Genomic DNA, 21,954 nt, shown 5'->3' with positions numbered 1-21,954 from the left:
TGGAATGGTGTTCAGGTGCGGTCGCGAGCGGTTTGGTATTTATTGGTGTAGTGTTTCATATAGCAGGCAAAATTATGCGATCAGCTTAAATAACTGCTTGAAATATTGATAATTCAGGCAATAAAAAAGGCACCGTTATTAACAGTGCCTTTACAGAAATTATTTATTATTCAGTCAATTACGCTTTGAATCTCATTGATAGATCCATTGCTTTTAGGTGCTTAGTTAGCGCGCCTACCGAAATGTAATCAACACCCGTTTCAGCGAACTCTGCAATGGTATCTAAAGTTACGTTACCAGAGTTTTCTAGCGCAGCACGTCCTGCGTTGATTTTCACGGCTTCACGCATCATGTCTGTGGTGAAGTTGTCTAACATGATGATGTCTGCGCCAGCGCTGATCGCTTGCTCTAGCTCTTCTAGGCTTTCGGTTTCAACTTCCACTGGCTTACCTGGGTTCAGCTCTTTTGCAGTAGAGATAGCCTTCTCAATGCCACCACAAGCGATGATGTGGTTTTCTTTGATTAGGTAAGCATCGAAAACACCAATACGGTGGTTGAAGCCGCCACCACAAGCCACCGCGTATTTCAGTGCGCTGCGTAGGCCAGGGATGGTTTTACGCGTATCCAACAGGCGGCATTCAGTGTGTTTGATTTTGTCTGCGTAGATAGCTGTAGTAGTCGCACAGCCAGATAGCGTTTGAATGAAGTTCATTGCGTTACGCTCACCCGTTAATAGTGCGCGTGCTGGGCCAGTTAGCGTGCAAAGCGTTTGGTTTGGTTCAACCTTGTCGCCATCTTCTACATTCCACTCGATAGTCACTTCACCGCCCAATTGCTTAAACACTTCATCAGCCCAAGCTTTACCACAGAACACGCCGTGCTCACGGGTAATAATAGTTGCACTGTTGATTGCGTCTGCAGGGATTAGACTTGCCGTAATATCAGCCGCTGGTTCTAACGTTCCACCTAGATCTTCTTTGATGGTCTCAGCGACTGCACGAGTGATCTCTAGAGGCAGTTGCTCTTTTAAGTAGTCAAGGCGTTGGTGGCTGTTATGTGTGTTTTTCATCGCAAATCTAATCTTGAAAGGGAGTGGGAATGGAATGATACTCTTGCTTAACTTCAAATTAAAGAGGCTAGCGCGACTGCTCTATGGGCAAGGTCACATCTTATTGTGCTAGCAGAAAATAAAGTGAGACCAAGATGACGATCAGCTCCAATGGATGGTATGACTACGCTCGGCATGTTCCTTCCCCGTATTTTGATGCTAGACCGAGTGCCGACGATATCTCTCTGCTGGTGGTTCACAATATTAGCTTGCCTCCGGGTCAATTTGGTGGGCCTTACATCGAACAGTTTTTTACGGGTAAGCTAGACCCGTCGGAACACCCGTTTTTTAAGGTGATTCACCAAATGGATGTATCGGCGCACTGTTTGATTCGTCGCGACGGGGAAGTGGTGCAGTTCGTTTCTTTCTTAGACCGAGCTTGGCATGCTGGCCAGTCGAGCTTTGCAGGGCGTGAAAGGTGTAATGACTATTCGATTGGTATTGAACTGGAAGGCAGTGACTTTGTGGCTTACACCGAGCAGCAGTATCAAGCGCTTGCCCAATTAACAGAAACGATCGTATCGATGTTCCCTCAAATCACCAGCGAACGTATCACTGGCCATCAATACATAGCGCCTCTGCGTAAAACTGATCCTGGCTTGGTCTTCGATTGGCAGAAGTTTAAAAAAAATCTCAAAGCTTAAGCCTCAGTTTTTGACGATGGCCTTACCGCAGGTGGGCGTTGAATAGTCAACGCCTAGCATAATGACTTGTGAATTTTTGTTGTTGCGATGTAAAGAAAGTGGTGGAGAGAAGCGCATCAATAAATTGAGAGTGTGACGAACTTATCAAACACTCATTTATTAAAACTTATGAACAGAATTTCCACCCTAAATGTGCGCTTGGTTCGATTTTTAAACAAGTGACGCTAATCTTTCTGAAACAATTCATTTTTATCCTGAAACTTTCTAGCACGAACACTCCCCAAAAGTATTACCCCTGTAAATGGTAAGACCAATTTGGTTGCTGTTTTAAATTTCATTTGTTAAATCATGGTTAATTCACGCTGTATTCTATGATGCAGGTCAATTTTAGGCTGGACAGTGGCGTTTTAATTATGTTAATTTCTGCCCAACTTAAAATTGGTATTACCAATTGTCAGCGAAGAAAAAGAAGAACAACAAACTATGGCTTATCAAAGGATTCGTCAGCCAAAACTCTCCGATGTTATCGAACAAGAGTTAGAAAGGTTGATAGTGGAAGGAACACTGGCTCCAGGGCAGCAGCTGCCGCCTGAGCGCGAACTGGCGAAGCAGTTCGATGTGTCTCGTCCTTCAATCCGAGAAGCGATACAACGTTTAGAAGCAAAACGCTTGCTTACTCGCCGTCAAGGTGGAGGTACGTTTGTTAGCGAAAATATCTGGAAAAGCTTTTCAGATCCTTTGCTTAATTTGTTGTCGTCCCATTCTGAAACCCAACTAGACTTGTTGGAATCGCGTCATGCGATGGAAGGGATTTCGGCTTACTTCGCGGCATTGCGTGGCACCGATGAAGACTTTGCTCGAATTCAAGCATGCCAAGAAAAAATTCGCGGTGCGCAAGATAAGGGTGATATTGAAGCCGAATCTGCAGCGGTGATGGCTTTTCTTATTGCTTTAACAGAGGCAGCGCACAATGTGGTGTTATTGCACATTGTTCGTAGTTTGGCTCCGTTACTCGAACAAAATGTCTTAGAAAATTTAAAGCTGTTGCATCGTCGTAAAGACGTTGTGGAGAAAGTGAGTATACATCGAGCTAACATTGTGGATGCGATCGTTTCAGGACAGCCAGAACAGGCACGTGAAATGTCACACTCTCATTTAGCTTACATCGAAGAAACATTGATGGATTTGACCAAAGAAGAGTCGCGCCGCGAACGTTCTTTACGTCGAATTCAACAGGGTAAATAGCCGTAATACTTCGGCTATTTACGTGTTTAGTAGAATCCAACTAACAAAAAGGATAGATCGCCATGTCTGACATGAAGCATGACGTTGATGCTCTGGAAACTCAAGATTGGTTAGAAGCTCTTGAGTCAGTAGTACGTGAAGAAGGTGTAGAACGTGCACAGTTTTTACTAGAACAAGTTCTAGATAAAGCGCGTTTAGATGGTGTTGATATGGCTACAGGCATCAACACAAACTACATCAACACAATTCCAGCAGCACAAGAGCCAGCTTACCCTGGTGACGTAACTCTTGAGCGTCGTATTCGTTCGATTATTCGCTGGAACGCAATCATGATCGTATTGCGTGCTTCTAAGAAAGACCTAGACCTTGGTGGTCACATGGCTTCTTACCAGTCAGCAGCAGCGTTCTACGAAGTATGTTTCAACCACTTCTTCCGTGCTCCAAACGAGACAGACGGTGGCGATCTAGTTTACTACCAAGGTCACATATCTCCAGGTATCTACTCTCGTGCATTCGTTGAAGGTCGTCTAACTGAAGAACAGCTAGATAACTTCCGTCAAGAAGTTGATGGTAAAGGTATCCCTTCTTACCCGCACCCGAAACTGATGCCTGAGTTCTGGCAGTTCCCGACAGTATCTATGGGTCTTGGTCCTATCTCTGCTATCTACCAAGCGCGCTTCCTTAAGTACCTTGACGGCCGAGGCCTGAAAGAAACTTCAGCGCAACGCGTATACGCGTTCCTAGGTGACGGTGAGATGGATGAGCCAGAATCACGTGGTGCTATCTCTTTCGCTGCGCGTGAGAAACTAGACAACCTATGTTTCCTAATCAACTGTAACCTACAGCGTCTAGACGGCCCTGTAATGGGTAACGGTAGCATCATCCAAGAACTTGAAGGCCTATTCAAAGGCGCAGGTTGGAACGTTGTTAAAGTTATCTGGGGTAGCAACTGGGATTCTCTACTAGCTAAAGACACTACTGGTAAGCTTCTTCAACTAATGAACGAAACTATCGATGGTGACTACCAAACATTCAAATCTAAAGATGGCGCATACGTACGTGAGCACTTCTTTGGTAAGTACCCAGAAACAGCTGCACTAGTTGCAGACATGACTGATGACGAAATCTTCGCTCTTAAGCGTGGTGGTCACGATTCTTCTAAACTGTTTGCTGCATTCAACAATGCAAAAGAGACAAACGGTAAGCCAACGGTAATCCTAGCTAAAACTGTTAAAGGTTACGGCATGGGTGATGCAGCTGAAGGTAAGAACATTGCACACGGTGTTAAGAAAATGGACATGACTCATGTTCAACACCTGCGTGATCGCCTAGGCCTTGAAGACCTACTATCAGATGAGAAAATTGCTGAACTTCCATATCTAAAACTGGAAGAAGGTTCTGCTGAATACGAATACATGCACGCGCGTCGTAACGCTCTACACGGTTACACTCCAGCACGTCTTCCTAAGTTTACACAAGAGTTCAAGGTTCCTGAGCTAGACGCATTCGCACCTCTACTAGGTGAACAGAAGCGTGATATCTCTACAACTATGGCTTATGTACGTACGCTAAACATCCTTCTTAAAGATAAGAACATTGGTAAGAACATCGTTCCTATCATCTGTGATGAAGCACGTACATTCGGTATGGAAGGTCTATTCCGTCAGGTTGGTATCTACAATCCACACGGTCAAGATTACACTCCAGAAGATAAAGGCATCGTTTCTTACTACAAAGAAGCAACGTCTGGTCAAGTTCTTCAAGAAGGTATCAACGAACTAGGTTCTATGGCTTCATGGGTTGCTGCAGCAACGTCATACAGCACAAACGATCTACCGATGATCCCGTTCTACATCTACTACTCAATGTTCGGTTTCCAACGTATTGGCGACATGGCATGGTTAGCAGGTGACCAACAAGCTCGTGGCTTCCTACTGGGTGCTACTGCTGGTCGTACAACGCTAAACGGCGAAGGTCTACAGCACGAAGATGGTCACTCGCACATCATGGCGAACACAGTACCTAACTGTATCTCTTACGACCCAACGTTTGCTTACGAGTTAGCGGTAATCATGCAAGACGGTATCCGTCGCATGTACGGTCCTGAGCAAGAGAACGTTTACTACTACTTAACAGTAATGAACGAGAACTACGCAATGCCAGCAATGCCAGAAGGCGCTGAAGAAGGCATCCGTAAAGGTATTTACAAGCTTGAATCTCACGCTGGTGCTAAGGGCAAAGTTCAACTAATGAGCTCTGGTACTATTATGAACGAAGCGCGTAAAGCGGCTTCAATTCTAAGTGAAGAGTACGGCGTAGCATCTGACGTATTCTCTGTAACGTCGTTCAACGAACTAACTCGTGATGGTCAAGCGGTAGAGCGTGACAACATGCTTCACCCAGAAGCGGAAGAGAAAGTACCGTACATCACAACTGTTCTTGGTAAAGAACCTGCAATCGCAGTGACTGACTACATGAAGAACTACGCTGAGCAAGTACGTGCGTACATGCCAACTGAGTCTTATAAAGTACTTGGTACAGATGGTTTCGGCCGTTCTGACAGCCGTGAAAACCTACGTCGTCACTTCGAAGTTAACGCTGGCTACATCGTAGTTGCAGCGCTAACTGAACTGGCTAAACGTGGTGATATCGAGAAATCTGTAGTTGTTGAAGCAATTGCTAAATTCAATATCGACACTGAAAAAACAAACCCACAATACGCTTAATACAGCGCTTAACTAGAAGGTAAATAAGCAATGGCAATCGAAATTAATGTACCTGACATCGGTGCGGATGAGGTTGAAGTTACTGAGATTCTTGTAAGCGTTGGCGACAAGGTTGAAGAAGAGCAGTCTCTGATCACTGTTGAAGGCGACAAAGCTTCTATGGAAGTTCCAGCGTCTCAAGCAGGTATTGTTAAAGAAATCAAAGTAGCTGAAGGCGATTCAGTTTCTACTGGTTCTCTTATCATGATTTTCGAAGCCGAGGGTGCAGCTGAAGCTGCACCTGCTCCAGCAGCAGAGGCAGAGGCAGCTCCAGTAGCTCCAGTAGCTGCGCCTGCAGCGGCAGCAGCGGCAGAACTTAAAGAAGTTCACGTTCCTGATATCGGCGGTGATGAAGTTGAAGTAACTGAAATCATGGTAGCTATCGGTGACGCAGTAGAAGAAGAGCAATCTCTTCTTACTGTTGAGGGTGACAAGGCTTCAATGGAAGTACCTGCACCATTCGCTGGTATCGTTAAAGAAATCAAGATCGCTTCTGGTGATTCAGTATCTACTGGTTCTCTAGTGATGGTATTTGAAGTGGCAGGTTCTGGCGCTCCAGTTGCAGCAGCTCCTGCTCCAGCGGCGGCACCAGTTGCAGCGGCTCCAGCAGCATCAGCTGAAAAAGAAGTAAACGTTCCTGATATCGGTGGTGACGAAGTAGAAGTTACTGAAATCATGGTAGCAGTTGGCGATACAGTAGAAGAAGAGCAATCTCTAATTACTGTTGAAGGCGACAAAGCTTCAATGGAAGTTCCTGCACCATTCGCTGGTACAGTAAAAGAAATCAAGATTGCAGCTGGCGACACAGTGTCAACTGGCTCTCTAATCATGACTTTCGTTGTGGAAGGCGCAGCTCCAGTAGCAGTAGCGGCTTCCGCTCCAGCACAAGCAGCAGCTCCGGCAGCAGCACCTGCACCTAAAGCAGAAACAGTAGCTCCAGCAGCTGGCGACTTCCAAGAGAACGGTGACTACGCGCACGCTTCTCCTGTAGTTCGTCGTCTTGCTCGTGAATTTGGCGTTAACCTTTCTAAGGTTAAAGGTACTGGTCGTAAGAGCCGTATCCTTAAAGAAGACGTTCAGTCTTACGTTAAAGATGCACTTAAGCGTCTTGAGTCTGGTGCAGCGGCATCTGGCAAAGGCGGTGACGGTTCTGCTCTTGGTCTACTACCATGGCCAAAAGTTGACTTCAGCAAGTTCGGCGAAACTGAAGTTCAGAAGCTTTCTAAGATTAAGAAGATCTCTGGCGCTAACCTGCACCGTAACTGGGTAATGATCCCTCACGTTACACAGTGGGACAACGCAGACATCACTGAGCTAGAAGCATTCCGTAAAGAACAGAACGCAATCGAAGCGAAGAAAGACACTGGTATGAAGATCACTCCACTTGTGTTCATCATGAAAGCTGTTGCTAAAGCGCTAGAAGCATTCCCAGCATTCAACTCGTCTCTTTCTGACGATGGCGAAAGCATCATTCTTAAGAAGTACGTAAACGTGGGTATCGCAGTTGATACACCAAACGGCCTAGTTGTTCCTGTTTTCAAAGATGTGAACAAGAAAGGTATTTACGAGCTATCTGAAGAACTAATGGTTGTTTCTAAGAAAGCACGCTCTGGCAAGCTAACTGCGGCAGACATGCAAGGCGGTTGTTTCACAATCTCTAGCCTTGGTGGTATTGGCGGTACTGCATTTACACCAATCGTAAATGCTCCAGAAGTCGGTATCTTAGGTGTATCTAAGTCTGAGATTAAGCCAGTTTGGAATGGTAAAGAGTTCCAACCACGTCTACAGCTTCCACTGTCTCTATCATATGATCACCGCGTGATCGATGGTGCAGAAGGTGCACGCTTCATTACTTTCTTAAACAGCGCACTATCTGACATTCGTCGTCTAGTTCTGTAATTGAGAAAGTAATTATTAAGGTGGCTTTCGGGTCACCTTAATTCTTTATATAAAGACTATTTTTAGAGAACAGTTTCCCGCATTTCTAAGAAAGCGAGAGGGAATTGTTGTCTAGCTCACAGGCTAACTTAAAGCTACTTTCACACTGTTAACATCTCTGTAAAATGTTTCCTGTTTGAAAGCCCAATAATTTTAAGAACATCTACTCAGCCTGTTAGGGATAATGACTACAAGAGGTCACAATGAGCAAAGAAATTAAAGCCCAAGTTGTTGTACTTGGTTCAGGTCCTGCTGGTTACTCAGCTGCATTCCGTTGTGCGGATTTAGGTCTAGAAACAGTACTAGTTGAACGTTACAGCACTCTTGGTGGTGTATGTCTAAACGTTGGTTGTATTCCATCAAAAGCACTTCTTCACGTTTCTAAAGTAATCGAAGAAGCTAAAGCGATGGCAGAGCACGGCGTTGTATTCGGCGAGCCACAAACTGACATCAACAAGATTCGTATCTGGAAAGATAAAGTAGTTGATCAATTAACTGGCGGTCTTGGCGGTATGGCTAAGATGCGTAACGTTACTGTTGTTAACGGTTTCGGTAAGTTCACTGGTCCTAACAGCATTCTTGTTGAAGGCGAAGGTGAAGCAACTACGGTTAACTTCGACAACGCAATCATTGCTGCGGGTTCTCGCCCAATCAAACTTCCTTTCATCCCACATGAAGACCCACGTATTTGGGATTCTACGGATGCACTAGAACTAAACGAAGTACCTGAAAAACTGCTTATCATGGGCGGCGGTATCATCGGTCTTGAGATGGGTACGGTTTACCACTCTCTAGGTTCTAAAGTTGAAGTTGTAGAGATGTTCGATCAAGTTATCCCTGCTGCGGATAAAGATATCGTTAAAGTTTTCACTAAGCGCATTAAGAACAAGTTCAAGCTAATGCTTGAAACTAAAGTGACTGCTGTTGAAGCAAAAGAAGACGGTATCTACGTTTCAATGGAAGGCAAAAAAGCACCAGCTGAAGCTGAACGCTACGATGCTGTTCTTGTTGCTATCGGTCGTGTTCCAAATGGTGCACTTATCGACGCTGAAAAAGCGGGTATCGAAGTTGATGAGCGTGGTTTCATCAATGTTGATAAGCAAATGCGTACTAACGTTCCTCACATCCACGCGATCGGTGATGTTGTTGGTCAACCAATGCTTGCTCACAAAGGTGTGCATGAAGGTCACGTAGCTGCTGAAGTTATCTCTGGTAAGAAGCACTACTTCGACCCTAAAGTAATCCCATCAATTGCGTACACTGAGCCAGAAGTTGCTTGGGTAGGTAAGACTGAGAAAGAAGCGAAAGCTGAAGGCATCAATTACGAAGTTGCTACTTTCCCTTGGGCTGCTTCTGGTCGTGCAATCGCTTCTGACTGTGCAGACGGCGTGACTAAGATGATCTTCGATAAAGATACTCATCGCGTAATCGGTGGTGCTGTTGTTGGTACTAACGGTGGTGAACTTCTTGGCGAAATCGGCCTAGCAATCGAAATGGGTTGTGATGCAGAAGATATCGCACTTACTATCCACGCTCACCCAACTCTACACGAGTCTGTTGGTCTAGCTGCGGAAGTATTCGAAGGTTCAATCACTGACCTTCCAAACAAGAAAGCAGTGAAAAAGAAGAAGTAATCCTTCTTTAGCCACTCGCTAATGTTTTTAAAAGCCGCTGATTCGTCAGCGGTTTTTTTATGTCTGAAGAAAAGAGCAGGAACGTTTCACTCCGAGATGCGAGTACGCTGCGCTCCGGGATACGAAGAGCGAGTGCTAAAAACAAAAAAGGATTGACGCAATACGCCAATCCCTAAGTTTTTTTCGAAGACCGAATTTCAAATCTACTTATAAATGCACAGCATGTTCAAGTAGCTATCCGTTAAGCTTGAAAGCTCTTCTGGCGTTTCTACACGTTTCGCTTGGATGAATAGCGAGTAGCAAATGCCGTGGAATAGATTCGCTAGATGTTTAGGGTCGTGATCGTCACAGACTTCGCCGCGTTCAATCGCTTTGCTAAACATGTTTTGTACTAACATTTGGTTAGTGCGGTTAGTTGTTACGAATAGCGGCCATACTTCATCACGAGTCGAAGCGCTCCATTCGAACCACACGTTTAACCAATGGCTATCTTGAGCCACTAACGTCACCATTTCAGTCGCAATATTATGTAGGTTTTGTTTTGCGTGAATATCCAGATCGATATTGTCTGAAAGGAAGTTAGAGAATTGGCGTACAACGTGATTTAGTACTTCATCAACCAGATCTTCACGGGTTGGGAAGTAGTTAAATACCGTTGCGACAGACACCTGAGCGATGTCTGCAATATCAGCGTGTCCACCACGACCGATGCCGCGGCGAGAGAATACCTCAAGAGCGATTTCCATCAATTGAAGTTTTCTTTTTAAAGGTGAAAGCCTAGTTCTAGGTCTCTTAGATATTGAGTCCATTTTATTTTCCTTGCCAACGAAATTTTTATATTAATGATTTTATTATTATTTAAGCCAAGATGAGTGTAATGGTGCATATGCGAATGGTCAATCCTTTCAGCTTGTTTTATAGACAGTTACATCAAACTTGATACATAAAGCGTGATCAGCATTGATGTGAAAGGAGACGAGTATTGGATAAGGCACCAGCGCACATTTCGTGGAGAATCTGACAGTAAATTCGAACCATAAGGTGGTGTGGGTATTTGAGCAGTGCTAGACTTACGCACAAAATTGAGCGACACAACTGACGAAACTGTCAACATTCGTCGCAATCACCAAATAGAATGAGAGCAGTATGAAGCATACAGTTGAAGTCATGATCTCTGAGCAAGAAGTTCAGGATCGAGTGAACGAACTAGGCAAACAGATCACGGAACACTACAACGGTAGTGAAGATCTAGTTTTAGTTGGCTTATTGCGTGGATCTTTTGTCTTTATGGCAGATCTTGCTCGTGCTATCGATTTAACTCACCAAGTTGATTTCATGACCGCGTCTAGCTACGGCAACGGCATGGAAAGCTCACGTGATGTTCGTATTTTGAAAGATCTTGATGATGATATCCAAGGTAAAGACGTTCTACTTGTAGAGGATATTATCGATACAGGTAACACGCTGACTAAAGTAAAAGAGATTCTGAGCCTACGTGGTCCTAAGTCTATCGAAATTTGTACGCTATTAGACAAGCCTTCTCGCCGTGAAGTGACTGTCGATACAAAATGGATTGGTTTCGAGATCCCAGACGAGTTTGTTGTTGGTGTTGGTATCGACTACGCACAAAAATATCGTCACCTACCGTACATCGGTAAGGTAGTACCTCAAGAGTAATCATTACGCTTGTGGTTTAGAAGTCATTAAAAAGCCCGCTTGATGCGGGCTTTTTGTATATATGACGGAATGGGTTAGCTTTGTTGACTAAGAAGAGGCGTCGTTAAGATCTTGTTTAATGCATCTAAGTGACTGTTCTCTAAAGTATCGTTACTTGAGCAACGTACGCCAAGGTCCTGTAGCTTGCCATCGCCAATACCATAAACCACACCATGGATTTCAACGTCTTGGCCACGCTCCCACGCATTTTGCATAATGGTTGAGTTACCTAGGTTATAAACCTGTTCTGCGACGTTAATTTCGCATAACTTGTCACCCCATTGTTCACGAGGAAGCCCCTCGATTTGCTTGCGGTATTTTAGGTAATTGTCACGGATGTGCAGTAACCAGTTGTTGATAAGACCAAGTTTCGGGTTATCAATCGCCGCGTTAACACCGCCACAACCGTAGTGACCACAGACAATAATGTGTTTCACTTTAAGAACATCTACTGCGTACTGAACAACAGATAGACAGTTTAGGTCTGTATGAACCACTTGGTTGGCCACGTTTCGGTGAACAAACAGTTCTCCAGAATATAAGCCAGTCAGGCGCTCGGCTGGAACTCGGCTATCTGAACAACCTATCCATAGAAAACCAGGGCTTTGACCCTCTTCAAGCGTTGTAAAATACTCAGGTCTTTCAGAGCGAATTTCTTCAGACCATTTGGAATTGTTCTCAAAAAGCTGTTTTATTTCTGGCATCTTGCTTCTTACATCCCTCAATTAAGATGCTTAACTATACACAATGTTACAAATTCAATCTCGTAAAAACTGCGTCAAAATGTACTCATCTGACGTGTTCTAGTACGGAAAATCATAAACTTAGCCCACTATCAATAATCCAGTTATAAGACATGAATAATGTGATTGAATTAACACTTTCTGAACACTTGATACATTTGCTAAAGTGATAAGGTTTGTCATTTCATCATCAGGAAGGTGTGTTTTGTTTGGAAGTCGTTTTACGGATATCAATCTCAAAGGGGATATGTTTGGCGGTGTAACTACAGCCATCATCTCGTTACCTTTAGCATTGGCATTTGGTGTTGCTTCTGGCGCGGGAGCTGAAGCTGGCTTGTGGGGCGCCATTATGGTTGGCCTATTTGCAGCATTGTTTGGCGGTTCGAGTAGTTTGATTTCTGAACCTACCGGCCCTATGACGGTGATCATGACTGCCGTAATGACGAGTATGGTTGCTAAATATCCTGAAACGGGTATGGCAATGACCTTTACTGTCGTGATGATGGCCGGTGCATTCCAGATATTACTTGGTACGTTAAAGCTAGGAAAATACGTCACTTTGATGCCATATAGCGTGATCTCCGGATTCATGTCGGGCATTGGCGTTATTCTGATTATCTTGCAGCTGTCTCCATTGTTAGGGCATGCCGCTCCATCCGGTGGTGTAATGGGCACGCTCTCTGCTTTACCTGATACGCTAGCAAACTTAAAAGTGAGTGAGCTATTTCTAGGTGCTCTGACACTCGGTATTCTTTTTGGCTTCCCCGCTAAGTATCGTAAGTATGTACCTGCTCAACTGGTCGCGTTAGTGGCTGTAACGCTCTTGTCCGTCATTATTTTTGATACCGACTCTATTCGCCGTATTGGTGAAATCCCAGCTGGTTTACCTTCCCTCGTTATCCCTACGATCAGCGCTGAACAGTTTACTACTATGGTTATCGATGCCTTGGTGCTTGGTACATTAGGTTGTATTGATACGCTTTTGACCGCGGTTATCGGAGATTCATTGACTCGTAAAGAGCATGACTCAGACAAAGAGCTTCGTGGCCAAGGCATTGCCAATATGATCTCTGGCCTGTTTGGTGCACTACCTGGCGCGGGTGCCACTATGGGGACTGTAACCAATATTCAGGTGGGAGCGCGTTCTCCGCTTTCAGGTGTTATTCGAGCTTTAGTACTTGCGCTCGTGGTATTGGTTGCAGGTGGTTTAACAGAACCGATTCCTATGGCAGTGCTGGCTGGTATCGCGATGTATGTTGGTTTCAATATCCTAGATTGGAGCTTTATCCAGCGCGCGCACAAGGTTAGCTATGCCGGCATGGGCGTGATGTACGGCGTGATGCTATTGACTGTGTTTGTTGACTTGATTATTGCCGTTGGACTGGGTGTGTTTATCTCGAATATTCTGATTATTGAAAGATTAAGCCGAGAGCAAGCCAGACAAGTTAAGGCGATCAGTGATGGTGATGATGAAGACGATATCCCATTGACTGATAGCGAACGTCAGTTACTCGATAGTGCCAATGGTAAGGTGCTATTCTTCTACCTATCAGGGCCGATGATATTCAGCGTTTCAAAGGCGATTTCACGTCAGCACTCAAGTATCTCTGACTATGAAGCGATGATTCTAGACCTGACAGATGTGCCTATGATTGATGTCACTGTTGGCCTAGCGCTAGAGAATGCGATTAAAGATGCATTGGATGCGCAGTGTGAGGTGTATCTGCTGTGTCCTAATGAGAATACTCGTCAGCAACTAGAGAAGTTTCACGTGATTGACCTAGTGCCGGAATCCAACACTTATCGATTTAGATATGAAGCCCTGACGGCAGCAACAAGCTATGTCGACAGAGATGAGCATCAATTTGAGTCAGTTTAATTTTTCAGTAATAAGCGGACATGAATGACCTGATATAAATAAGCTATAGACGCTCACTTCAAGACTGATCATTAATGCCGTTAAGTGAATCACTTAGCGGCATTTTTATATTTATTGAACATTGATTTAGTCTTCAGGGAGCCAAGACGCTTATTTGTTTTCGAAAGAAACTCTCACACGATATTTGTATTAATCGTCAATCAACGATAAACTTGTTTGCAAAATGGCCGAGTTAACAAGTTTGGGTTAGTTTTCTGCTAGCTCGTTTTAAGCATTACTCTCTTCCTCAAGCTCGGTCGTCTACATCTTATCTATAGCAAATGGCAGTCTATCTCTATGTATGCATTAGAAATTGAGCAATTAAGAAAAACTTATGCTGGGGGCTTCGAGGCTCTTAAGGGCGTTAGTTTACAAGTAGAAAAAGGCGACTTTTACGCACTACTTGGTCCCAATGGTGCGGGTAAATCAACCACCATTGGTGTTATCTCTTCACTGGTAAATAAAACGTCAGGCAAGGTTAAAGTGTTCGGCTACGACATTGATACCGATCTGGAATTGGCGAAGCAGAACTTAGGCCTTGTGCCTCAAGAGTTTAACTTTAACCCGTTTGAAACCGTTGAACAGATCGTGCTGCAACAAGCGGGTTATTACGGCGTGCCAAAAGCATTAGCGAAAGAGCGAGCGAAAAAGTACCTATCTCAACTCGATCTGTGGGAAAAGCGTGGCGAACGCGCGCGTAACTTGTCTGGTGGTATGAAGCGTCGTTTGATGATCGCGCGTGCATTGATGCATGAACCTCATTTGTTGATCCTTGATGAACCGACAGCAGGCGTTGATATTGAACTACGTCGTTCAATGTGGGAATTCCTAAAAGAGATCAATGAGAAGCAGGGCATTACCATTATCTTGACCACGCACTACCTAGAAGAAGCAGAAATGCTGTGTCGCAACATTGGTATCATCAATCGCGGTGAGCTGATTGAGAACACAACAATGAAAGCGCTGTTGGGCAAATTGAGTGCTGAGACCTTTATTCTGGATCTGGAAGAGGGCACGACTGAACCTAAGCTTGAAGGCGTGAATAGCCAAGTGATGGTCAATGGCTCGCTAGAAATCGAAATCGACAAGAACCTAGGTTTGAATACCATCTTTGCTCAATTGAGCGAGCAACAGGTTAAAGTCCTCTCTATGCGTAACAAAGCAAACCGTCTAGAAGAGCTATTTGTGAGTATCGTCCGTGAGGGGAGTAAATAATATGTACAGCCTATATTGGACCGCTTTCTGCAGTTTGTTGACCAAAGAGATCAATCGCTTTACTCGTATCTGGGTGCAGACTCTGGTGCCGCCAGCGATTACCATGACGCTTTACTTCATCATCTTCGGTAACCTGATTGGTGCGCGTATTGGTGAAATGAACGGCTTTAGCTACATGGAATACATTGTTCCCGGTCTGATCATGATGTCGGTGATCACCAACTCATATTCCAACGTTGCTTCATCGTTCTTTAGTGCCAAGTTCCAGAAGAACATTGAAGAGCTGCTTGTAGCGCCTGTTCCTAACTACGTGATTATCGCCGGCTTCGTAATGGGTGGTGTGGTTCGTGGATTGTTAGTGGGTACCATAGTAACCTTCGTGTCGTTGTTCTTTGTCGACTTACAAGTTGACCATTGGGGCGTGATCATTGCGACGGTATTTTTAACGTCGGTAGTATTCGCTTTGGGTGGCTTGATTAACGCGGTATTCGCACGCACGTTTGATGATATCTCTATTATCCCAACCTTTATCTTAACGCCGTTGACGTACCTTGGTGGTGTGTTCTACTCGATCAGTCTATTGCCTGAATTCTGGCAAGGTGTATCGAAGTTGAACCCTATCGTGTACATGGTTAACGCGTTCAGATATGGCTTCTTGGGTGTGTCTGATGTGGGGATCGTGACGTCGTTTGGCGTACTAGGTGTGTTTATCGTGCTGTTGTATGGCATTGCACACTACCTAGTGACAAAGGGTATTGGCTTACGTAGCTAACCTTTGGTTCATCTAAGTAACAGGTAAAGAAAAAGGTCGATATAACATCGACCTTTTTTTTGTTTTGCGTTAAGAGCAGAAGCCGACTATTCAGTCGTTTCTTCTTTCACTTCTTCTTTGGTTTCCGTTACCAAATCGAGAACTTGGTTATCGATAAGACGCGTCTTACCTAGGAAAGCCGACATTAGAATCACTGCTTGAGTTGATTCTGAAGTGATCGCTTGCAGAGTTTTAGCATCACAAATGAAGATTTCGTCAGGTTGAAGATCTGCAGCGCGTAGCTGGTCAGTAGCATCTTCAATCACTGATGCGTAATCATCGCGACCACCACGAATAGCGCTGCTGATCCAGCGCATAGTACGCGCTAAAACGGGCGCTCGTTGGCGCTCGTCAATCGTTAGGTTGCTATTGCGAGAGCTCATTGCCAAACCATCCATTTCACGAACGGTCGCAACGCCGACAACTTCAATGTCTAATGCTAAATCAGTGGTCATCTGGCGAATAACAGCAAGTTGCTGAAAGTCTTTCTCGCCGAAGCATGCAAAGTCTGGCTGAACGATATTAAACAGTTTAGTGACAATGGTTGATACACCACGGAAGTGACCTGGACGAGAGGCACCTTCAAGCATGTGAGATATGCCAGGGACCTCAACAAACGTCTGCTTGTCTAATCCATCTGGGTACATCACCTCTGGCGTTGGTGTAAATACTAGCTCAACCCCTTCACCTGTTAGTTTGCTTAAATCTGCTTCTAACGTTCGAGGGTAGTTGTTTAGGTCGTCTGCACGGTCAAACTGCATTGGGTTTACAAAGATGCTTACCACAACGATGTCGGCCAGTTCACGAGCTTTCTTTACCAGAGTCAGGTGGCCTTCATGCAGGTTTCCCATTGTCGGTACAAAAGCAACCGTACGTCCATCACGCTTAAACTGTTTAATCTGCTCACGAAGAGCCGCTATTTCAGCAAAAGTTTGCATACTTACTCCTAAGCGATTGTATGAGCTTCATCAGGGAAGCGCGCGCTCTCTACTTCTTCTTTGTATAGAGCTACTGCCTTACGCATATCACCTGTTTCTGCTAGGAAGTTCTTAGAGAACTTCGGCATGTAGTTCGCAGAAATACCGAACATGTCATGCATAACCAAGATCTGACCATCGGTAACATTACCTGCGCCGATACCGATAACCGGTACGTCACAAGCTTCTGTAATTCGTTTTGCCAATGAAGCTGGCACACATTCAAGTAGAACGATTTGAGCGCCTGCGTTTTGCAGTGCTAACGCGTCAGCAACCATTTTGTCGGCTTGCTCGTCGTCACGACCTTGAATCTTGTAACCACCAAAAATGTTCACAGACTGGGGCGTCAAGCCTAAGTGTGCACATACTGGTACTGCACGTTCTGTTAGCATCTTCACAGTATCAACCAACCAGCTTCCGCCTTCGATTTTTACCATGTTCGCACCAGCACGCATCAAAGTCGCTGCGCTCTCACAAGCTTGTTCTGGCGTCGCGTAGCTCATGAAAGGCATGTCAGCCATAAGAAGACAATTTGGGCTACCAGCACGCACTGAGCGAGTATGGTAAGCAATGTCTTCAACGGTTACTGGTAATGTATCGTTATGGCCTTGTAAAACCATACCCAGTGAATCACCGACAAGCAGAACTGGCATTTCTTGGCTTTCGAATAATTGAGCAAAGCTCGCATCATAAGCTGTCGAAGTCGCAAATTTACGGCCTTCACGTTTGCATTTGATCAGGTCGTTAATGGTTACTTTTTTCATTGGTTTTCCTTAATGCGCTTGGCTATTGTTGCCAAACATTGAGCCCGTTCTTATCTACTATTTTCAGTAGTTCTGTCAGCTCAGTCCCATCAGGGAGTTGTAAACTTGGTGCGATTTCAGCAAGCGGGTAGAGTACAAACTCTCGTTCTTTCATTCCATAATGAGGAACGATTAAGCGCTCTGAATCGATCACCTCATTGCCGTATAGCACAATGTCGAGATCCAAGGTTCTTGGTCCCCAACGTTCGTCTTTACGGACGCGCCCTTGCTCTAGTTCGATCTTTTGAGTGCAATCAAGCAGTTCAATTGGCGTTAATTCGGTTTGGATAGCGACTACCGCGTTGATGTAGTCTGGTTGATTTTGCGGTCCCATTGGAGTGCTACTATATAGCTGAGAGGTCGCAATAAACGTTGATCGCGGTAGGTTTTTTAGCGTTTCGATAGCCAAATTTGCTTGGCTAACTGGGTCGGCAAGGTTGCTGCCGACCGCAATGTAAGCAGTTATCATTCTGATTGCTTACTCTTTTTGTTTCGGTAAGTCTTACGGCGACGATGGCCTGACTTTGATGGTGCTGCAACGTCGTTAGCCATTGCTTGACGCATGTTACGACCTGCAGTCTGATAACGCTCCCACCATTTTGCTAACTCTTTGGTTTCGCCACCTTCAATCTCACCACGCATTTCTAGGAAATCGTAGCCTGCACGGAATTTGTTTAATTCCATTAGACGAACAGCGCGTTTACCGTTGCGACGAGGCAGTCGAAGTTGCAGTTGCCAAACTTCGCGAATGGTTGCTGTGTGACGACGAGGAATCGCAATAGACTTTACTTGCTGATCTAGAATGATGTTACTCGCTTCCATGATCGCATCGTAGTGTGCCATACCCTGTTCAGCGACAAGTTTGTCTGCCAGCTTGTTCATTGGGTACCAAAGCATCGCTGCGAACATGAATGCTGGGTTTACTCGCTTACCATCTTCGATGCGAAGGTCGGTTGAATCGAGAACCAAATCAAGCATCTGCTCTGTGTGTGAGTCGTAATCTTCTGTGAAGTGCTCAGCTACTGCTGGGAACATCTGTTGGAACAGGTTGTACTCGCGCATCAGGTGGTAGGTTTCTAAACCGTGACCTGATTGCAGTAATTTTAGAGACTCTTCGTAAAGGCGCGCTGCTGGGATGTCTCTTAGAAGGTGAGCTAACTCTTCAATCGGGTCAGCCGTGTCTTCTTCGATGTCGAAATCCAGTTTAGCGGCGAAGCGCATTGCACGTAGCATACGTACAGGGTCTTCGCGGTAACGCGTTTCTGGATCGCCAATCAGGCGGATCAGCTTATCTTCTAAATCTTCTACACCACCCGCGTAATCGTGGATGCTGTAGTCTGCAATGTTGTAGTACATCGCGTTGATTGTGAAATCACGACGCTCTGCATCTTCATCAACACTGCCGTACACGTTATCGCGCAGTAGCATGCCTTCTTTCGATTGTGCAGAAACGTTCTTCGATGGTTCTTGGTGGTGACCACGGAAAGTTGCCACTTCAATGATGTCGCGACCAAACATGATATGTGCCAAGCGGAAACGGCGACCGATAAGACGACAGTTTCTGAAGAGGTGTTTGATTTGCTCTGGCGTTGCGTTGGTCGCAATATCAAAATCTTTTGGCTGAGAGCCTAATAAGATATCGCGCACACCACCACCGACTAGAAATGCGTCAAAACCCGCACCATTCAGGCGATATAGCACTTTTAGTGCGTTGTCGCTGATCTGCTTGCGTGAAATATTGTGCTCTTGACGAGTATAAATATTCAGAGCTAATTCGTGGAATCCGCGTTGTTCGCTTGGGGTATTGTCGTTTGTATTCATTAGTTTAGAACAAAGTAGGTATCGCCAACTTTGTTTTTCTCTTAGTCCAAAGTGGTAGTGCAGAGTTTAATTGCGGCTAATAATAGCTTAGCGCGAGCCATTTGAGAACATCGTCTGCTTAACCACAGTGGTTGGTTATGGCATTTTTATGTGTCGTTTTTGCTATTTGCCGTGAGTTTCGAGCTAATTACAGTGCTCTTTTTGTAAACTATCAGGTAACTGACTGACGTTCCATTGTTGGCAGCCCCACAATAAAATCTCATCCATTGAAGCCTCATAAAGGGCCGTCGGGATATCAAAACCTAAGAATCGCATCGCGTTGAGTAACGTTGGTTTTGGGTTGTCTAGATCTATCGCGGTGGCATGGTTCTGTTTTGACAGTTTATTCCCCAAGCCATCGGTTGCCAATGGTAAGTGCAAGTAGCTCACTGTTTTTTGCTTGAGCGTCTTATACAAACTGATTTGTCGACCTGTTGGTTCTATCAGGTCTGCGCCTCTTACGACTTCTGTTACTCCTTGGTCGATGTCATCAAGAACAACGGCCAAGTTATAGGCAAACAATCCATCTCTGCGTTTAATAATAAAATCTTCTTCAGCTAGTGCTTTAGGGATTTGAATGGTGCCGTGGCGAACATCATCAAAGGACTCCACTGGAAAGTCCATGCACAAGCGCACCGCCTGTTCACCTGAATCGATTAGGCCTACATCTCGACAGTGACCATTGTAAAAGCCGCCCAAAGCCTTTATCTGCTTGCGGGTGCATTGGCAGTAGTAGGCTTGATTGTCAGCAACCCATTGATCGATTTGAGCTTGATACAAGTCATGACGTTGGCTTTGATAGACGACTTCACCATCCCAAAATAGATGGTAAGCCTCAAGCGTCTTAAGAATGAGGTCTGCAGCGCCGGCCATTTCTCTTGGCGGGTCGAGGTCTTCCATACGAACTAACCATTTTCCTTGGTTAGATTTCGCTTGAAAGTAGCTACCAAGAGCAGCAACAAGTGAGCCAAAATGAAGAGGACCTGACGGTGATGGTGCAAAGCGCCCGATATAATTCATGAGTGAACAACCTAATCTAAATGGTACCGCAGTAGCCGATTCTTAAGACGTTTGACAAGAGCTTTAATGCCTAGAACTAAGCTTCAATCTATAGAACAAGGTTTGATGTATAGAACTAAGGCTTAAAGCTGCTATTTACTATCAAGCGTGTGAAATACTTCGCTTGGATAACAAACAAAAAAGGGAGCCAAGGCTCCCTTTCTTTACATCTGCAAGAATTAACCTTGCATCTGTTTTTCTTTGATCTCTGCAAGTGTTTTACAGTCAATACAAAGATCAGCAGTTGGACGAGCTTCAAGGCGACGAATGCCAATCTCGATACCGCAAGAATCACAGAAGCCGAAATCGTCTTCTTCGATCTTGTCTAATGTCTTCTCAATTTTTTTGATAAGACGACGCTCACGGTCACGGTTACGTAACTCTAGGCTGAATTCTTCTTCTTGAGAAGCACGGTCAACTGGGTCTGGGAAATTCGCTGCTTCGTCCTGCATGTGGTGCACAGTACGATCAACTTCTTCCCTGAGCTGGTTGCGCCAAGCTGATAAAATTTTTGTAAAATGTTCCGTTTGCTCAGGTGACATGTACTCTTCACCTGGCTTCTCTTGGTACGGTTCAACACCTGCGATGGCTAGGATGCCTAGCGCTTTTTTCTTAGATTCTGGCATACAGCATCTCCTATTTACACCTAGTCAACTGCAAAGCAGCTAATTTTAAGGCGGGTATCTATAGCAGAAAGAACGAATGGTGGCAAATACTCTTATTCAAACTTGCAATCAATGTGATTAGTTCAGCATCTTTGCCTAGCTATTGATAAATTCAACAGCTTGTTTTAGTTGTATTTGAGTACTGCTGAGCTCTGCTTTATAGCAAAGCACTTGAACTCCAGCGTCTTGTGCTTGTTTTAGTAATAACGAATATTTGGCGTCTATATGGTGTGCCGCAGACACTTTTTCAATACCTGAATGTAAAACAGTGAATAAAAGTACGGCTCTATTTCCAGATTCGACCATTTCTGTGAGTTCACGCAGATGTTTTTGGCCTCTGGTTGTGACCGCATCAGGGAAAAAACCTTGCCCTTTAGTTGACGTTTCTAGCTCGTCGAGCAAAGTGACGCTTTTCACTTCGATATAGCAAGGCGGCTTTTCGTTATCTTCAAGCAGAATATCAATGCGACTATTCTCACTGCCATATTTCACTTCGGTTCGTAACGCGTTATAACCTAAGAGTTCAACTATAGTCTCATTTTCAATTGCTTCCACTGCTAGCTGGTTTGCCCGCGCAGTATTTACACAAATACGATGACCTTTGTCTGTTTCTGAGATCTCCCAGCTGTTTGGGTACTTTCTCTTTGCATTATCGGAGGTTGAGTACCACACCGTATTGCCAGGAGTCGCACATCCTGTCATCGCTCCAGTGTTAGCGCAGTGGATAGTGCGCTCGCTACCGTCTGGAAGTTGGATGTCAGTGAGAAAGCGTTTATAGCGTTTAATAAGAGTCGCTGGCTCTAATGGAGGATTGAAGTGCATATTACTTATTTAGACAGGTAGGTTTTTATGT

19 protein-coding genes are annotated in these 21,954 nt (G+C 44.8%); 9 read left to right on the top strand and 10 right to left on the bottom strand.

Annotated features, from left to right (window positions below):
• Nucleotides 1-178 precede the first annotated feature (178 nt).
• Nucleotides 179-1,069: a carboxylating nicotinate-nucleotide diphosphorylase gene (gene nadC, locus AB4503_RS00900; RefSeq protein WP_248402230.1), complete on the bottom strand. Its 891-nt coding sequence runs from the start codon at nt 1,067-1,069 to the stop codon at nt 179-181.
• A 134-nt stretch (nt 1,070-1,203) separates the two neighbouring features.
• Here nadC and ampD point away from each other — a divergent pair, with 134 nt between their 5' ends.
• The 5 genes from ampD (at nt 1,204) to lpdA (ending at nt 9,334) form a co-directional block, all read left to right on the top strand.
• Nucleotides 1,204-1,752 (top strand): 1,6-anhydro-N-acetylmuramyl-L-alanine amidase AmpD, encoded by a 549-nt coding sequence (ampD, locus tag AB4503_RS00895; protein WP_137002377.1) that lies wholly within the window; start codon nt 1,204-1,206, stop codon nt 1,750-1,752.
• Nucleotides 1,753-2,235: 483 nt separating this feature from the next.
• A complete protein-coding gene (gene pdhR, locus AB4503_RS00890) occupies nt 2,236-2,997 on the top strand; it encodes a pyruvate dehydrogenase complex transcriptional repressor PdhR (protein WP_009847596.1) in 762 nt (253 codons plus the stop codon).
• A gap of 62 nt (nt 2,998-3,059) precedes the next feature.
• Entirely contained in the window at nt 3,060-5,723 is a 2,664-nt protein-coding gene (gene aceE / locus AB4503_RS00885; protein ID WP_017065637.1) for a pyruvate dehydrogenase (acetyl-transferring), homodimeric type, read from the top strand.
• 30 nt (nt 5,724-5,753) lie between these two features.
• Nucleotides 5,754-7,661 carry a pyruvate dehydrogenase complex dihydrolipoyllysine-residue acetyltransferase gene (gene aceF / locus AB4503_RS00880; protein WP_372113375.1) on the top strand — a complete coding sequence of 636 codons (1,908 nt, stop codon included), beginning with the start codon at nt 5,754-5,756 and terminating at the stop codon, nt 7,659-7,661.
• A 242-nt stretch (nt 7,662-7,903) separates the two neighbouring features.
• A complete protein-coding gene (lpdA, locus tag AB4503_RS00875; protein WP_010435969.1) occupies nt 7,904-9,334 on the top strand; it encodes a dihydrolipoyl dehydrogenase in 1,431 nt (476 codons plus the stop codon).
• A gap of 203 nt (nt 9,335-9,537) precedes the next feature.
• Here lpdA and AB4503_RS00870 read toward each other — a convergent pair whose 3' ends face one another.
• Nucleotides 9,538-10,143, bottom strand: a complete 606-nt coding sequence (locus AB4503_RS00870) for a LuxR/HapR/OpaR family quorum-sensing transcriptional regulator (RefSeq protein WP_019824386.1) — start codon at nt 10,141-10,143, stop codon at nt 9,538-9,540.
• Nucleotides 10,144-10,480: 337 nt separating this feature from the next.
• On the opposite strand from AB4503_RS00870, the gene hpt reads away from it, so the two are divergent.
• Nucleotides 10,481-11,011 carry a hypoxanthine phosphoribosyltransferase gene (gene hpt, locus AB4503_RS00865; protein ID WP_017059438.1) on the top strand — a complete coding sequence of 177 codons (531 nt, stop codon included), beginning with the start codon at nt 10,481-10,483 and terminating at the stop codon, nt 11,009-11,011.
• A gap of 74 nt (nt 11,012-11,085) precedes the next feature.
• Here hpt and can read toward each other — a convergent pair whose 3' ends face one another.
• Nucleotides 11,086-11,754, bottom strand: a complete 669-nt coding sequence (can, locus tag AB4503_RS00860) for a carbonate dehydratase (protein ID WP_017063246.1) — start codon at nt 11,752-11,754, stop codon at nt 11,086-11,088.
• Nucleotides 11,755-12,040: 286 nt separating this feature from the next.
• Between can and AB4503_RS00855 the strand changes: the two genes are divergently transcribed.
• The 3 genes from AB4503_RS00855 (at nt 12,041) to AB4503_RS00845 (ending at nt 15,698) form a co-directional block, all read left to right on the top strand.
• On the top strand, nt 12,041-13,672 hold the full coding sequence (locus AB4503_RS00855; RefSeq protein WP_017063247.1) for a SulP family inorganic anion transporter: 1,632 nt from the start codon (nt 12,041-12,043) through the stop codon (nt 13,670-13,672).
• Between the two features lie 336 nt (nt 13,673-14,008).
• Nucleotides 14,009-14,926: an ABC transporter ATP-binding protein gene (locus AB4503_RS00850; protein ID WP_017059435.1), complete on the top strand. Its 918-nt coding sequence runs from the start codon at nt 14,009-14,011 to the stop codon at nt 14,924-14,926.
• 1 nt (nt 14,927) lies between these two features.
• Nucleotides 14,928-15,698 carry an ABC transporter permease gene (locus tag AB4503_RS00845; protein ID WP_010435987.1) on the top strand — a complete coding sequence of 257 codons (771 nt, stop codon included), beginning with the start codon at nt 14,928-14,930 and terminating at the stop codon, nt 15,696-15,698.
• 86 nt (nt 15,699-15,784) lie between these two features.
• Here the strand turns inward: AB4503_RS00845 and panC are convergent, their stop codons facing one another.
• The 7 genes from panC to sfsA all read right to left on the bottom strand — a co-directional run bounded on the left by panC (nt 15,785) and on the right by sfsA (nt 21,923).
• On the bottom strand, nt 15,785-16,675 hold the full coding sequence (panC, locus tag AB4503_RS00840; RefSeq protein ID WP_017059434.1) for a pantoate--beta-alanine ligase: 891 nt from the start codon (nt 16,673-16,675) through the stop codon (nt 15,785-15,787).
• Between the two features lie 8 nt (nt 16,676-16,683).
• Complete coding sequence (gene panB, locus AB4503_RS00835) at nt 16,684-17,478, bottom strand: 3-methyl-2-oxobutanoate hydroxymethyltransferase (protein WP_017059433.1); 795 nt, start codon at nt 17,476-17,478, stop codon at nt 16,684-16,686.
• 22 nt (nt 17,479-17,500) lie between these two features.
• The gene (gene folK / locus AB4503_RS00830; protein WP_017088704.1) at nt 17,501-17,986 is read right to left on the bottom strand and encodes a 2-amino-4-hydroxy-6-hydroxymethyldihydropteridine diphosphokinase; all 486 of its coding nucleotides are present in this window, start codon (nt 17,984-17,986) and stop codon (nt 17,501-17,503) included.
• Nucleotides 17,983-19,338 (bottom strand): polynucleotide adenylyltransferase PcnB, encoded by a 1,356-nt coding sequence (gene pcnB, locus AB4503_RS00825; protein WP_017059432.1) that lies wholly within the window; start codon nt 19,336-19,338, stop codon nt 17,983-17,985. Before pcnB ends, folK begins: the two co-directional genes overlap by 4 nt.
• A gap of 183 nt (nt 19,339-19,521) precedes the next feature.
• The gene (gene gluQRS / locus AB4503_RS00820) at nt 19,522-20,397 is read right to left on the bottom strand and encodes a tRNA glutamyl-Q(34) synthetase GluQRS (protein ID WP_017059431.1); all 876 of its coding nucleotides are present in this window, start codon (nt 20,395-20,397) and stop codon (nt 19,522-19,524) included.
• A 218-nt stretch (nt 20,398-20,615) separates the two neighbouring features.
• Nucleotides 20,616-21,062 carry an RNA polymerase-binding protein DksA gene (gene dksA, locus AB4503_RS00815; protein WP_372103175.1) on the bottom strand — a complete coding sequence of 149 codons (447 nt, stop codon included), beginning with the start codon at nt 21,060-21,062 and terminating at the stop codon, nt 20,616-20,618.
• A gap of 135 nt (nt 21,063-21,197) precedes the next feature.
• Nucleotides 21,198-21,923, bottom strand: coding sequence for a DNA/RNA nuclease SfsA (gene sfsA, locus AB4503_RS00810; RefSeq protein ID WP_372106468.1), 726 nt, complete (start codon nt 21,921-21,923; stop codon nt 21,198-21,200).
• Between the last annotated feature and the right edge of the window lie 31 nt (nt 21,924-21,954).

The sequence above is a fragment of the Vibrio sp. 10N.222.55.B11 genome, from assembly GCF_041473705.1.
GTDB lineage: Bacteria > Pseudomonadota > Gammaproteobacteria > Enterobacterales > Vibrionaceae > Vibrio > Vibrio crassostreae_C.
This window is presented reverse-complemented; position numbering and strand designations above follow the sequence as displayed.

What these genes read in the sequence shown, in the direction of transcription:
- panB (WP_017059433.1), bottom strand. Translation starts at nt 17,478, where the DNA reads ATGAAAAAAGTAACCATTAACGACCTGATCAAATGCAAACGTGAAGGC.
- AB4503_RS00845 (WP_010435987.1), top strand. Translation starts at nt 14,928, where the DNA reads ATGTACAGCCTATATTGGACCGCTTTCTGCAGTTTGTTGACCAAAGAG.
- aceE (WP_017065637.1), top strand. Translation starts at nt 3,060, where the DNA reads ATGTCTGACATGAAGCATGACGTTGATGCTCTGGAAACTCAAGATTGG.
- pcnB (WP_017059432.1), bottom strand. Translation starts at nt 19,338, where the DNA reads ATGAATACAAACGACAATACCCCAAGCGAACAACGCGGATTCCACGAA.
- folK (WP_017088704.1), bottom strand. Translation starts at nt 17,986, where the DNA reads ATGATAACTGCTTACATTGCGGTCGGCAGCAACCTTGCCGACCCAGTT.
- sfsA (WP_372106468.1), bottom strand. Translation starts at nt 21,923, where the DNA reads ATGCACTTCAATCCTCCATTAGAGCCAGCGACTCTTATTAAACGCTAT.
- AB4503_RS00850 (WP_017059435.1), top strand. Translation starts at nt 14,009, where the DNA reads ATGTATGCATTAGAAATTGAGCAATTAAGAAAAACTTATGCTGGGGGC.
- ampD (WP_137002377.1), top strand. Translation starts at nt 1,204, where the DNA reads ATGACGATCAGCTCCAATGGATGGTATGACTACGCTCGGCATGTTCCT.
- AB4503_RS00870 (WP_019824386.1), bottom strand. Translation starts at nt 10,143, where the DNA reads ATGGACTCAATATCTAAGAGACCTAGAACTAGGCTTTCACCTTTAAAA.
- AB4503_RS00855 (WP_017063247.1), top strand. Translation starts at nt 12,041, where the DNA reads ATGTTTGGCGGTGTAACTACAGCCATCATCTCGTTACCTTTAGCATTG.
- lpdA (WP_010435969.1), top strand. Translation starts at nt 7,904, where the DNA reads ATGAGCAAAGAAATTAAAGCCCAAGTTGTTGTACTTGGTTCAGGTCCT.
- dksA (WP_372103175.1), bottom strand. Translation starts at nt 21,062, where the DNA reads ATGCCAGAATCTAAGAAAAAAGCGCTAGGCATCCTAGCCATCGCAGGT.
- gluQRS (WP_017059431.1), bottom strand. Translation starts at nt 20,397, where the DNA reads ATGAATTATATCGGGCGCTTTGCACCATCACCGTCAGGTCCTCTTCAT.
- aceF (WP_372113375.1), top strand. Translation starts at nt 5,754, where the DNA reads ATGGCAATCGAAATTAATGTACCTGACATCGGTGCGGATGAGGTTGAA.
- panC (WP_017059434.1), bottom strand. Translation starts at nt 16,675, where the DNA reads ATGCAAACTTTTGCTGAAATAGCGGCTCTTCGTGAGCAGATTAAACAG.
- hpt (WP_017059438.1), top strand. Translation starts at nt 10,481, where the DNA reads ATGAAGCATACAGTTGAAGTCATGATCTCTGAGCAAGAAGTTCAGGAT.
- pdhR (WP_009847596.1), top strand. Translation starts at nt 2,236, where the DNA reads ATGGCTTATCAAAGGATTCGTCAGCCAAAACTCTCCGATGTTATCGAA.
- can (WP_017063246.1), bottom strand. Translation starts at nt 11,754, where the DNA reads ATGCCAGAAATAAAACAGCTTTTTGAGAACAATTCCAAATGGTCTGAA.
- nadC (WP_248402230.1), bottom strand. Translation starts at nt 1,069, where the DNA reads ATGAAAAACACACATAACAGCCACCAACGCCTTGACTACTTAAAAGAG.